Raw genomic sequence first — 14447 nt, 5'->3', positions numbered from 1 at the left:
TATGTAAAAAACCAATGTTTTATACATTGGTTATAATTACAATTATTATAGTTACTATAAAAATGATACCATAAAAAATCAATAGTAAGTATGGCATAAAATTGGTTTTGTTTAACATTTCCTTTTCGCGAGCAGCTTGGATTTTAGCTCGATTTTTTTCTTCTAAACGTAAATAAGCGCTCTTTTCTTCAGGTGTATATTTTTGAAATAACCTTTCACGACGATATTTCTCACGTACCTCTCTATTATTTGAGCGTCTTTGCATCATATTGTCGATAAATAATTTCTTGAGTAAGAAAACTAAAACTATCAATAAGAAAGAAACCGCAGCTGCAAAATTTAATGAGTCAGCTGCAACTCTTTTATAAACAAAGAAACTTGAAGAAAATAGAACTACAAAACCTAGCAGTGAAAACACTAAATAAAAATAAGTGTATTTGTATTTTCACATTCTCCTTCAATTAATTACTAAATAATCTTTTATTACTCTCATTTTTACTCCGAAATGAATTATTTGCTAGTTCATTTCTTAAATTGTTCTTCAGTTCCGTAAATAAAGTGATCTTTTTCGACTTCAAAAACTTTTGGAACATTCGGGAATTTTTGTTCTGCTAAGTATGATAACTCAAACGATACATTTTCAAATTTTTCATTTGCGTTTGAAATTTTTGGAATTGCCTTAAATAAATTAATTGTATATGGATGCACTGGTTTATCATAAATTTTTTCAGTTACACCATTTTCAACAATTTTACCTAAGTGCATAATTTCAACACGGTCAGCAACATATTCAATCATACTTAAGTCATGAGCGATGAAAATCATACCGATATTTTTTTGTTGACACAAGTCTTTTAATAAGTTAACAATTTGAGCTTGAATTGAAATATCAAGCGAAGCAATCGGTTCGTCAGCTACAATCAATTTTGGATTAGTAATTAATGCTCTAGCAATAACAATTCTTTGACGTTGTCCACCACTAAATTCATGTGGATAACGATAAGCAAATTGTTTTAGTAATCCAACATCTTCTAAAGCTTTATAAATTTTATTTTTAATAAATAAACCTTTGATTAAGTATAAATAAACAAAATCTAATGCGTAATTAAGTACTTTTTGGACTTTCTTGTTTTTAACAATATGGTAAAACTTATCTAATCCTAAAAGTCTGTAGATGTTGCTTTGATCTTTTAATAAGTATTTTCTTTCCGCTTTGAAAGAACTAATAATTTCTAATCTTTCTTCAACGTTACTTTCTAATACTTTTAAATCAACTTTTGCTTGTTTTAATTTAGTTTTAATATTTTTATCGTTTTGTTGTTTATTTTGTTCTTCTAAAGGTTTTAAAATGCTTTCATTGTATCATACGACGAATTTTTTGTGTAATTCGTTTAATTTTTCATCGTTTTGTTTAACCAAAATCATTAATTCATCATGTTCTTTATTTGCTTGCACAATTTCTTGATCTAAATTAGCAATCCGTGTTGTCACACTTTCAACATATTTATTCAACTCTTCTTCGTGAACTTGTGTAGCTTTTGCTAATTTTTGTGAATAAGGTTCAAGATCCTGTAAGTTTAAATCCTTATTTGTTTTAATTTTATTTAATGTTTCTTGTTTTTGAGTTAGTGATTGATTTAATGAATCGATTTGACCATTTAAGTTACTTAATTGTTGTTCTGAAATTGCAAAAAACTCTTGAGCATCATATTTGAATGAGTTTTGACAAAATTCTTTAATTAATTTAATTGATTCTTTTTTAGTTAAATCAAACGAATCCATTTGTGAATAAATATCTTTACTATATAAATCAATTTGTTTAACTATTTCTTTTGCATCATCAAATGAGACATATTTTAATTTTGCTTTATTACTTCTAAAGAAATTCAATTTTGCTTTAGCAATAAATTTAAGTTTTAAAGAGTGAAAGTAAAAGTCTAAATTAGTTGAATAAAGTGCATTATTTCTTTGTAATTTATATTCATTTTTTACTTCTTCAATAATATTATTAAAGACATTTTTTGAAATACTTGCAATTTCAGCTTTAGTATCTTTAAGAGTATTAATTTGCTCAACTAACTCATTTTTTTGAGCTAAAACTTCTCAGTATTCTTTTGAGTGTTTGGTCAATTTTTGAGCTTGTTCAAACTCGTCTTGAGCTTTAACTAAATCTTTTTCATCAAAATCCACTTCTTTATTTCTAAAGTCTTTTTGTTTTGAATGATAAAGTTCTAATAACTCGGTATTACTTTTATAAATTAAAGAAATTAAGTCAGAATTTAATGTACCCTTATCATTTAAGTATGAGAAAAATTCATTAAAATTATCATCTAAACTTTTAGCATTTGAAAACTCAACTTTTTCGAATTTTTTAGCTCATGATTTATGCAATTTTTTGATTTTTTTATTCGATTCAACTAAACGATTTAACTCGATTTTTTTCGAATTTTCTAAGAATGTGTAATAAAAGTTTTCACGAATAATTTTTCAATCACGATTTAAGTCACGCATTTCATCTTTTAAGATTCCATTAACTTGTAATGGTTCTTTTAAAATTGAGAAAATTGTCTTTTGACCGTTAAGTGAAGCATGTGGATCCTGGAAAATCATTTGAATGTTACGACGCATTTGTTTATTACGAGCACGTGAAATTCTTTTTCCTGAAATGATTTGTCCATCTAATGTAACAAAACCATTAAAGTCATCGTATAGTCTTAATAAACTACGTCCAACTGTTGTTTTACCTGAACCTGATTCTCCGATTAATCCGACAATTTCGCCTTCGTGAACTTTGAAACTAACACCATCAACAGCTTTATTAACTTGTGAACGATTAACAAAGTATTTTTTTAGATTTTCAATTTCTAATAATATTTTTTTACTCATCTTTAAATACCTTTCCAAATAATTTTAATCTTGCACGTAATTCATCAGATAATTTTACTTTTGGTGCATCAGGATGTAATAATCATGTTGCTGCTGCGTGTGTTTCACTAATTTCAATAAGTGGTGGTTCTTTAATAAAGTCAATTTCTAATGCATAATCATTTCTAGGTGCAAATGGATCACCTAATGGTAAATTCGCCATGTCAGGTGGTGTACCTTGAATTGAATATAAACGATCTTCTTTTTTCTCCGGAATAGCAGAAATCAATGCTCATGTATATGGATGAGCTGGTGAAGAGAAAATATCTTTTCTAGTACCACGTTCAACAATTTTTCCGGCATACATAACATAAATATAGTCACAGAATTTAGCAACAACACTAATGTTGTGACTAATTAAGATAATCGAAATATTCATGTTTTGACGAATTTCTTCAAATAAGGCCAAAACCGATGCTTGAACAGTTGGATCAAGTGCGGTTGTAGGTTCATCCGCAATAATTAAGTCCGGTTTAAGAGCAACAACCATTGTAATAACAACACGTTGTTTCATACCACCACTTAATGTATGTGGATACATGTCGAAAATTAATTCGGCATTTCTAATTCCAAAACGAGTAAGTAAACCAACTAAATACTCTCTTTTTTCCTCGTATTTTTTATCTTTTCAGTCTTCGTTTTTATTTAAGGCGTCGATTAATTGTTTTCCGATTTTACGAGTTGGATTTAATGATGTAAGTGGATCTTGGGGAATATAACCAATTTTTTGACCACGAATTTTTTGTCATTGTGATTCTCTTTTATAACTAGTTAAGTCAATTCCATCAATTTCCATAATATCAGCACTCATGAATGAACGCTCGTTAACATTTAACAACGATTTGCTTGTAACACTTTTACCTGAACCGGATTCTCCAACCAGTCCAACAATTTGTCCTTTTTCAATGTTTAAATCTATTCCACGTACAATATTGATAAATTTGTTTCTTTTTAATTTAAAGCTAACTTTAAGATTTTTAACTTTTAAAATTATTTCTTTTTTCATTGTCAAACTCCTTATTTAGCTTTCATAACTTTAGGATCTAATGCATCGTGCACTCCTAAAGCGACAAAGTGTAATGATATTGAAATAGATAATAGGATTAGAGCAGGTAACATAACAGCTCAAAGATTATTTGATAAATCTTCCCCAGCTGCATCATTTAAGATAGCTCCTAAGTTTGCACTATTTGATTTAAAGAAACCAAGGAAAGCAAGTGATGAAACTGAAAGAATAATTGATGGAATACGTGAAACATATCCTGTTGCAATTTTACCTGCGATTGCTGGTAAAGCGTGTGAGTAAATCAATCTGAGTTTACTACTTCCTAGCGAACGGCTAGCAGTAATATATTCTTCATCTTTAACTGTAATGATGAACATTCTGGCACCGCCAACTGACCCTGTTCAACCAATGAAGACAAGCGAGATTCCTAGTGCTAAGTCACTTGTCCCAAATAATGAAGCGAAAATTAATAATCAAATCAATGATGGAGGTGAAACAAAAATATCAATTAGACGCATGATGATTGTATCAATAAGTGTCCCAACGTGGAAACCTAAGTATGATCCAATTGCTACACCAATAATTGTTTGTAAAGTAGCAACAATTAAGGCTAATCTAATAGCGTTTCATGTTCCAATTCATGAACTTGTTCAAATGTCCACACCAGCTCTGGTTGTACCAAAGTAAGTTTTTAGATCTAAATTAGAATTTAATTGAATAATTTTATCCACGATTTTAGGCATTTCGCTCGCACTAATATTAGTGTCCACACCAGATTTAGTTAAAATAACCGCTAAAGCGTGTGCTTTGTAAAGTGCGTATGTGTTATATGAAACTGTACCACTTTTTGGATTTATTTTATAATTACCTTCAACGAATTCTTTAAAGAGATATCCACCTCAATTATTCATTCAAGTTTGTTTTAAACTATTAAATTCTGTTGGAGTATATTGTTCAGTACTTCAAGAATGAAATACTGATGGTAATCCGCTTACCGCGTTAGGACCTTGAATTAGACCTAATTCTGGATTTTCAACAACTTCTAATACTTTGTTGTTTGCGTCAAAAGTTATCGATACACCTTTGAAAAAGACATCATTATAAACAGCTTTTGTAGGTGAAAAAACTGCAGTGGATTTTACAACTATAGAAATAATTAAAACTAGCAAGAAAACAATTGCACTAGTTATATATACTCAGTTTGAGAAAAATCTTTTTAAAATTTCAATTCCAATTTTTTTAGGTTGTCCAGCAATGTTATTGAAATTTTTCTGTTTACTAGCATCTTGAAAAACTAAGCTTTCTTCAATTAATACAGAACTCAGTCCGTACTTTGAATTAAAATCATTTGAACTCATTTTATGCTTGACCTCCTTGTGAAACTGTTAATTGTTTAAATGTTTTTTCTCTAATTGAGTAAGATTTGTAAATTTGTCATCAGTTTGTTCCTGATGAGCTTGAGTATTTAATTCTTGGATCTAAAATTGTATATACAACATCGACTAAAATAGTTGTCATTAGACCTAAGAAGGTAAAGAATACCGTGTTGAACATAATTAAGTTAACTTCACCATTAGGGAATGATGAAGCTAATACTTTTGATGTCCCTGGAATTTCTCAATAACTTTCAATAACAACCCCACCAGTTAGAAGACCGATGTATGATGGAATTAAGGCTGTTGCTAGAGGAATTGAAATGTTTCTTAAAACGTACTTCAAGAAAATTTCGACTGTCCCGAGTCCTTTGGTTTTTGCAATCAAAACGTAGTTTGAAGTTAAAACTGTAATAACTTGGTTTCTAACGAATGTAATATATCCTGATAAACTACCTAAAACAAGAATTAAAATAGGTGGTAATCATGATTTAATAATTGCTCATCATCCAAAAACCATAACATTACCATCATCATCAGGATTCATAAATTTAGGTGAAATACCTAGCTTTAAGAATAATGAAATGATAAATGGAGCAATGACAAATGATGGTAATGCGATAAATAATAAAGAGAATGCGTTAATGAAAGCATCGAATAATGAACCTCGTTTATAACCAGCAACAATTCCAAGAATAATACCAAGAAATGCACTGAAAATAAATGATGGTAATGTAATAATAATTGAGTATTTAAGATATTTAAAGAAGAATTGTGGAATTGTCTTAACATCCACCGATGAAAGAATTGTAGTATTGTAAGGTAATCCAAAAGGTGTTTCTTTATTAAACACATCTTTAAATCAATATGCAAGTCTTACAAAAATGTTAACACGCAAGCTAAATCAATCTTTCGCGTGATCAGCATAATTAACATTTGGTGTTAGGTGAGCAGTTACCGACTGTCGAAACAGCTGATAACCCCGTTCGTTATCGATTTTACCTCCACCTGATTGCTTGTCACCAAGATTCATCGCTTCTTTAGCGAATGGATTTTCGGTAAACTGAGCTGTCATTATATAAACAACAACTATAATTACAAAAAGTGTCAGTAAAGCGAAACAAACTCTTTGAAATATATATTTTGTCATTTGTTTCCTTATAAAGTTTTAGGCAATTAACCTAAAAGTTAATTGCCTAAAATCGTAAATTATTTTTTGTTTTTAGCAGCTTCAATTGTTTCAAGTGTTAAATTACTAATTTTGTAATCTGCATATGATGAGAATGGTTGTCCTGCAGTTGAAGGAACAGCATAACCTGGATTAATAACTGTTTTTACAAAACTTTCTTTTGAAGCATAGTTATCTGAGTCATAAGAAATACCAAGCAAGTTGTTAATTTCAACTAATAAGTCAAGTAAATCTTTTGTATTTTCAAATTGAGTTGTATAGTTAATTCAGAATAGAGCAGTAATTGTAGCTAAATCTTGGTAATTTTCATCATCTCTGGCTTTAACTTTTGCTTTTAATTCCGCTAATTTAGCTTCAAGTTGTTCTTTTTCAGCGATTTTTGCAGCTTTTTCTGCATCATTGAAAGCATTAGTTGCTTTTTCAATTTTAGCTTTAACTTCTTCAATTTTAGTTTCAACTTCATCTGCTTCTTCGTTGTAAATGTGAATTGTACCATTTTCTTCTACTTCAAGGTATTTTCAAGCACTATCAATATCAGAAATAATACTGTTTGTTAATCTAGTCATATCTGAAAATGAAACTGGTATTTTGTAGTTTTTACCTTCTGTTTCAACGAATGCTTTGAAAGCTTTAGCAGCTTTAACAAGTTGCGGATAAGCTTTTTCAGCTTTAGCAGCAAATTCTTCGTTATTTAAAATTGCGGCAAAGTATCAAACCATGTGACTTCTAGAGATCGCGTCAATACCTGATCCTACACTATCATAGTCATATCCTCATCCCATTAGATTAAGGTGTTTTGCTGAAAGTCAGAATTTATATCATGCATCAGCATTTTCAGGTTTAACGATTGAATAGCTAATTCTTCCTTTTTTATCAAGACCATTAATTGCTGCTACAACTGATCCTAATAATCCTTCGTAGTTTCCGTCGTAGTTTAAGTATCTATATGTATCTGATCATACAACTTTTTGATCTGTGATTTCTGGATGTTCTGCAAAAAATGCATCTAATAAATCAGTCATTTTGTTTTGTAATTCAGCATATGCTGCTGATTTTAACGCATCATCTGCTCCAGCTGTAGTTGCATCTGTATCTCCAGGTGCAACTAAATCTTTGTCTTTCTCTTTGTTTGGTAATAATACGTATCTTTCACCTGTTTGACGGTTTGTAACGAAGTAACTGTTTAATTCTTTATACGCTTCTCTTGGGCTAGCATATGAGAATCCTTCACTTAAAGATCTACCATTTCAGTCTGAATCTTGTGCGAAAATACTGTTTCATGGAATACTTTCTCTAGGTGCGTTAGCTTTTGTAGCTAGGTATTGAACATTAATAGCAGCACTTAAAATAGATCTAAACTCTGATCCATAACCAACAATTGAACTTTCTAAATCAGTAACAAATCTACCTTTTTTAATATCTTCAATTGGATTTGCAGATGACGAACCGTAGTTTAATTTAGCAAATGCTACGTTGAAACTAGGATCATTATTTGCATATTTTGCTGACGCACTGTAAAGAGGAATAGGTGAGTTAATTGAGTGTTTTGTTGCGTTTGTTTTGTTTAAAACTTGAACGTAAGTAACTCCGTATTTTTCAGGTTCATTATCAACGATTTTTCTATTACCAGAATCTAAAGATGTATATGGAATTGTTGAAGTTAATCCTGCTAAGAATTGATTTCATTGAGCTTTTTGGAATTGTGCAGCATCAGCAGCGGATGTACGGTATGATCTTTCAAAAATTTCAATTCTTCTTGGATCGTTAGCGTATTCTTGGTTAGCGTAGTGTTTGTTTAATCTAACTTGAAGTTTTAAAATATTTGAATCAAATGGTCTACCGTAGTATTTCCCAGCAAAAAGAGTAGTATCCATTGTTCTACCATATCAGTAGAAACCAGCATCTTTTGCTTGTCCACTAGCAGCTAAGAAAGTATCGCGAATAACTTCTAATCTTTCTTTTGTAGTTTTTGGATCTTGTGATTGGATAACTTCACGGTTCTCTTTGTTTTCTGTAATATATTCTGATGGTACAGGGATAAAGTCTGCAGATCCAGTTAATAATTTAAGAGCTAATTCTTTAAATTTAGCTGCTTTATGTCCCTCAACATCAGTTGATGAAATTACGTAAAATTCTCTATCACCCACTGTTTGAACTGAATCTTCTTCACTTAATAATTTATTTTTGTCAATGTCATAAAGATCTAATAGGTAAATGTTTGAATAAGCAGCTTTGTTGTTATCCATGTTTACAGATGTATTTGTAGTAGTCTCAGATGCAATTTTGTTAGCTTCAACAGTTCCACCATTCGCCATTCTATAGTTATAATCTGATAAAACAGTTCTTAAGTATCCTAAATAGAAGTCTTTAGCTCTAACTGAGTATTTAGTTTCATTACCATTTTGATCAACTCATTTAACATTTTGTCTAACTCTAAATTTCATTTGTGAAGCTTGATTTAAGTTGTTCAAGAATGATCTGTGGTTAATTGATTTTTGATTTGCAGATTGTTTAAATACAAGAGCTTTTGAATAGTAGCCATTTGCATCAGCAGCTGGAGTGATTTCAGCAACGTCTGAATCATAAGTAATTTCTTCACCATTAACTACAAGAATAATTGCATCAATTAAATCTAATGTATATCTTGCAAAAGTAGGAGTTTGAACTTTTGTTACACCATTTACATTAGCATAAACAGGTTTATCTTCATAATCAACATTCATTAAAAATGGAACTGTTGAGTCGGTAAATGGATCAACCATTCCACCACTACTTAATGAGCTATCATAAATTTGATATCCTTGTAAATAAACAGAGTTAATAGAAGTAGCCATTTTTTTGTTTTCTGCATAAGTAGAGAATGTATTTGAATTACATCCAGCAGATAAAGAAGTTGCAAGAACTGCAACACCGGCTGTTCCTAATAATAAATATTTAGCTTTTTTCATTTTTTATAACCTCGTGTGTTTATTAATTTACCTTAAATATCTTTTTACCTAATTTAATTCATTCGTCAATCAATTCAGCTACATAAGTGAATCCGTCAGCGTAAAATGATTCGCTGGTCAAGTCGATTCCGACTTTATTGAGAATGTTAATAGGATAATCGCTAGATCCTGCACTTAAGAAATTATTAATATATGATTGTAGTGCAGCACTTCCGTGTTTTTTATATTGTGCAAAGAAATAGTTTGCACTTAATTGACCTATCGCGTATTTATATACATAAAATGAGTAATAGAAATGTGGTACATACACACTTGCTATTGTTTTTTCCTCATTATATTTAGGATTTGATTTTAAAGAATACTTCTTAGAGTTTTCAAAATACAATTTACTGATTGCACTTCAGTTATTGACTGGTTGATCATCCTCGATAGCAGCAAATAAATTATATTCATAGTTAGATCATTCAACCTGTCGCATTACTGTACCAATAAATCCATTGATTACATCAGTTAAAATCGTGAATTTTAATTTGTCATCATGACTGTTTTTTAATAAGTAATCAAATAACATTAATTCATTAAATACCGATGCAATTTCTGCTAAGAAAATCGGATATTGACTCAGATTTAAACTTTGTCGAGTATCAGAATAATATGAATGCATCGAATGCCCAAGTTCATGTGCTAGTGTCGACACACTCTTGAGTGTACCGTTGAAATTCATGAGAATGTATTTTTTCTCAATCCCGTAACTGCTTCCAATCGAGTATGCTCCACTACGTTTTCCTTTGGCAGACATAAAATCAACTCAGTTTTGGGTTAATGCCTTTTTGATTTGATTAATGTATTCATCACCAAATGGTTCGAGTGCTTTAGTAACTAAGTCTTTAGCTTCTTCGATACTATATTCAGTTTTAACATTGACTAAATCACGTGTTGCATCTCAATCATGCATTGTACTTTTGAATCTTTGTTTATAAAAGATTTTGTGATACTTGTTGAATTTCTTAAAGACACTTTTGCGATTTGAAACTTGCTCATAGAGTTTTTGGAGAATTTCATCACTAACTCGATCTGAGTGAGTTAGAAATTCAACTGTTGAATTGTATTTACGAACTTTAGCTTCAACTTGTTGCTTTTTAAAGTGCTGATAAAGTAATTCAGCTAATGTATTTTTGTGTTTTGCAAATGCACTAATGTAATTTTTATATGCTCCTTTACGCACTGCTTCATCATTACTTTTGAGTAATTTTGAACGATTTACTGGTGTTAATTTAATCTTCTTATTTTTTGAAGTAGTAATTACACCAAAATCCAATTCGCTATTAGTCAAGATTGCAAAGACATTATGCGGATTAGGATTTCCGATGCTGGTTTTAATTAAATAATTCTCAACATCGTCACTTAATTTATGTTCATATGAATCAATTAAGTCTTCCATATCGCGCTTATAATCTTTCAGTCTTGGATCATCTTTTCATTGTTTCATTTTATCAATGTGAACAAAGAAACGATTTTCTTCTGAACCTAATTCGGATTTTAATTGCGAATACAGAGTTGTAAATTTTTGCACTGCAGTATTGGCTTGAGTATCAGTTACATTAGTGTTACGTCAATTTGAGGAGTAATTATGTAACTTAAAAGCAATAATTGTCGCTTGCTCATCTAATTTGACATCTTCAAGATAGCTCTCGATACTGTCATACTTAGAATCTTTAATCTCAATTCGAGCACGCACAAGCTTCTCGTATTCAGCAAGTCACTCATCAAAAGTCTTATTCTCGAGAATATCATCGAGCTTTCAACGATACTTTTGCGGAATATCTTGATACCGGTCGTATTCCTTGATTTCTTTCATCGAATCCTTTCATTTTCGCTACAAATAAAACAAAAAAGTTTTGCAGAGCTTATAACCCTACAAAACTTTTTTCATTATCTATATTGAATGAATTTAAAAGTTTGTAAAGCTATAGCACCAATGGATGACACCAGAGAGTAGAAAACTATTGTGAATTTCTACCAATACAAAGTAATGCCTTACTTTGTATTTCGGCTTTTATACCCTTTCGATAGCATCGTCGCATGCCTGCTCAACTATCTACTATTGCTAAAAGCTCCTCTACAGCAATTTTTTTGATGAATTCAGGCACACATTTTTAACGAGTGTCCTGAAAAGCAATCATTTCAGCACACTCAAAATTATACAAACATAATATTTGTAATAATGAATGTGACAAAACGAATGCTTAAAGTTTTATTCATAACGGAAGTATTATACACAATTCAAAAATAAATTAAGTTTTTTTTCGTATTTTTTCTAAATAAAACAAAAAACGTGTTTTCTAACACGCTTTTAACTATTTTTTAATTATTTTCGTCTAACTTAGTTTCGATTTGATACTTTGGTTTTTGTTTGTTGAAAATAACATCATAAATTTGATCATATTCTTTAACTGGAATATAAATTAATTCCGATTTGATTTCATTTGGTATGTCTCTTAAGTTTTTAACATTACTTTCAGGAATAAAAATGTATTTTAATTTTTTCTGAGTTGCAGCAAAAGATTTTTCTTTAAGACCACCAATTTCAAATACTTTTCCTCTTAATGTAATTTCACCAGTCATACCAATATTTGATGGTACACTACGCTTACTTAAGGCTGAAATAATAGCAGTTGTGAAAGTAACTCCAGCACTTGGTCCATCTTTTGAAACCGCTCCTTCAGGAACGTGGATGTGGATTGTATTGTTTTCGAAGTCAAAATCAGAAACGCCAAATTTTTCAGAATTTGCACGAACATAAGTTAAAGCAATTTGCGCAGATTCTTGCATAACATCTTTTAATTGTCCAGTTAATTTAATTTCACCTTTACCTGGATAAGTAGTTACTTCGATTTCTAAGCTTGATCCACCAGCAGCAGTGTAAGCGATTCCGTTAACTACCCCAGGGGCATTCACATCATCTTTTTCTTCTTCTTTAAATTTAATTACACCTAACATGCTATCTAATTTGTCAATAGTAACTTCGAATGATTTTAATTTAGGATCATCAATTATTTTTACAACAATTTTACGTGCTAGTTTGTCTAATACACGTTTAAGACCACGAACACCAGCTTCTAAAGTATAGTGTTTGATGATGAATTTTAATGTTTCATCACTAATTTGAAGTAATTTAGGCGTTAAACTTGTTTGTTGAATGACTTTTGGTAATAAGTGGTCACGAGCGATTTTAACTTTTTCATTTAAGGTATAAGGACTAAGTTCGATAATTTCAACACGGTCTAATAAAGGTGCTGGAATATCTTCAAAGTAGTTTGCAGTTGCAATAAACATTACTTTTGATAAATCGTACTCATGTTCTAAGTAGTGATCTTGGAATTTTGAGTTTTGTTCTGGATCTAATACTTCCAACATTGCAGAAGCTGGATCACCTTTCATATCTGAAGCCATTTTATCAATCTCATCAAGTAAGATTAATGGATTCGAAATTTGTGCTTTTAAAATTCCTTTAATAATTTTCCCCGGCATAGCACCAACATAGGTACGACGGTGACCCCGGATTTCACTTTCGTCATGTACACCACCAAGTGAAATTTTAATAAACTTCTTATTTAATGCTTCGGCAATCGCATTTGAAAGCGAAGTTTTACCTGTCCCAGGTGGACCAACTAAAGTTAAAATTGGTACATTGTTAAATAATGTTTTTTGTTTTTTCTTGCTTCTGCTTTCTTTTTCTTCTTTGAATAAGTTTAAGTCGATTTCATAATCTTTATCAATCTTAATTAATGAAGATTCGTCAACCGGATTGTGTTTACGGTTGTTAATGATAACAGCTAAGTATTCCACAATTCTTTCTTTAACTTCATCTAAACCGTAGTGGTATTTATCAAGTACTTCACGAACCTTTTTAATATCCAGAAAATCAATTTCTGTTTTTCTTCAAGGAAGCGCTTTTAGGTTTTCGATGTAAGTTTTAGTTAAGTTAGCATCAGGACTTGCTGGCATCATTTGTGATAATCTTTTTGTTTCTGAACGAATTAATTTTTTAACTGATTCAGGGAACATTTGATTAGTTTTTTTACCTTTGATGATTTTTTCGTATTCATCTTCATCAGTTCCATCAATGTCATCTAATTTTTCTTTAATGACTTTCATTTTTTCGCGTAACATGTATTCTTTTTGATGTTCTGATAAACTCTTGTTAATTTCGTCTTGAATTTCACTTTCGATTTCAAGTGATTTTGTGAAATAACGAGCAAGATTGGTTAGCATCATATTTTTTGGTTCAGAATTGACTGATTCAAAATATCCAATTTTGCTAAATTCGTTTTCAATGTCTTTTAAAAATGAGAGCATTACGTTTAAAATCATTTTTCTTTCGATTAGATTTTTCTTAGTAAATCCAAATTTTGCTTGAAAATCGAAAATCTCATCAAATTTTCAACTTTTACCTGTCATTAAGTTCTTTTCAAAGTAGTCTTCCCCAACATTTTCAAAACTTTTTAATGTGTTTTGTAGTAAGTTGATTGCTTCAGGATTCGCAAAATTAAATCAAAAATCTTCGTCACCGTTAGGTGCAGATTCGTCAAAAATAACTTGGACTCTAATAGTATCATCAACAGTTAAACCACTTTCTAAAAGTGCAGTTTTTTGCTCAATTTCAATTTTATCTAACTCTTCGTCGCTCACATCACGCACAAAAGCTTGATTAATTAATCTTTTTAATCCGATAAAGTTAATAACTTTTGTTCCGTCGCTATTAATTTCAGCACCTAAAACTTGGACATAAAGACCGAATTGAAAAATATTTTGGGCATTATCGTTATAAATTATTGCTAATTTATTTACTTCGTTTTTTTGGATCCTTTCAAACAAATACGTATCATCATCTAAAATCGGAGCCTGATAGACCACTCCGGGAAATGATACGTGTTTTTTTGGTAAAACTAAATATTCTAATATCATTTATTATTCTCGTTTCTTTTATATTTACAATATTCTAT

General features: G+C 30.5%; 8 protein-coding genes and 1 riboswitch. All 8 genes read right to left on the bottom strand.

Annotated elements, in window-relative coordinates; genetic code table 4:
• Window positions 1-19: 19 nt before the first annotated feature.
• The 8 genes from BLA55_RS00810 to lon all read right to left on the bottom strand — a co-directional run bounded on the left by BLA55_RS00810 (window position 20) and on the right by lon (window position 14409).
• Window positions 20-493: a hypothetical protein gene (locus tag BLA55_RS00810; protein ID WP_157089897.1), complete on the bottom strand. Its 474-nt coding sequence runs from the start codon at window positions 491-493 to the stop codon at window positions 20-22.
• 17 nt (window positions 494-510) lie between these two features.
• Window positions 511-2886, bottom strand: coding sequence for an ATP-binding cassette domain-containing protein (locus BLA55_RS00805; RefSeq protein ID WP_073372230.1), 2376 nt, complete (start codon window positions 2884-2886; stop codon window positions 511-513).
• Window positions 2879-3931: an ABC transporter ATP-binding protein gene (locus BLA55_RS00800; protein WP_084107619.1), complete on the bottom strand. Its 1053-nt coding sequence runs from the start codon at window positions 3929-3931 to the stop codon at window positions 2879-2881. Before BLA55_RS00800 ends, BLA55_RS00805 begins: the two co-directional genes overlap by 8 nt.
• Window positions 3932-3942: 11 nt before the next feature.
• On the bottom strand, window positions 3943-5289 hold the full coding sequence (locus BLA55_RS00795; protein ID WP_073372228.1) for an ABC transporter permease: 1347 nt from the start codon (window positions 5287-5289) through the stop codon (window positions 3943-3945).
• 1 nt (window position 5290) lies between these two features.
• The gene (locus BLA55_RS00790) at window positions 5291-6454 is read right to left on the bottom strand and encodes an ABC transporter permease (protein ID WP_073372227.1); all 1164 of its coding nucleotides are present in this window, start codon (window positions 6452-6454) and stop codon (window positions 5291-5293) included.
• 59 nt (window positions 6455-6513) lie between these two features.
• Window positions 6514-9441, bottom strand: coding sequence for an OppA family ABC transporter substrate-binding lipoprotein (locus BLA55_RS00785; RefSeq protein ID WP_073372226.1), 2928 nt, complete (start codon window positions 9439-9441; stop codon window positions 6514-6516).
• Window positions 9442-9463: 22 nt separating this feature from the next.
• On the bottom strand, window positions 9464-11299 hold the full coding sequence (gene pepF, locus BLA55_RS00780; RefSeq protein WP_084107617.1) for an oligoendopeptidase F: 1836 nt from the start codon (window positions 11297-11299) through the stop codon (window positions 9464-9466).
• Window positions 11300-11403: 104 nt separating this feature from the next.
• A riboswitch (Lysine riboswitch) is annotated at window positions 11404-11571 on the bottom strand.
• A gap of 234 nt (window positions 11572-11805) precedes the next feature.
• Window positions 11806-14409 (bottom strand): endopeptidase La, encoded by a 2604-nt coding sequence (gene lon, locus BLA55_RS00775; protein WP_073372225.1) that lies wholly within the window; start codon window positions 14407-14409, stop codon window positions 11806-11808.
• Window positions 14410-14447: the final 38 nt, after the last annotated feature.

The organism is Mycoplasmopsis pullorum, from assembly GCF_001900245.1.
Taxonomy (GTDB): Bacteria; Bacillota_I; Bacilli_A; order Mycoplasmatales; family Metamycoplasmataceae; genus Mycoplasmopsis; species Mycoplasmopsis pullorum.
This window is presented reverse-complemented; position numbering and strand designations above follow the sequence as displayed.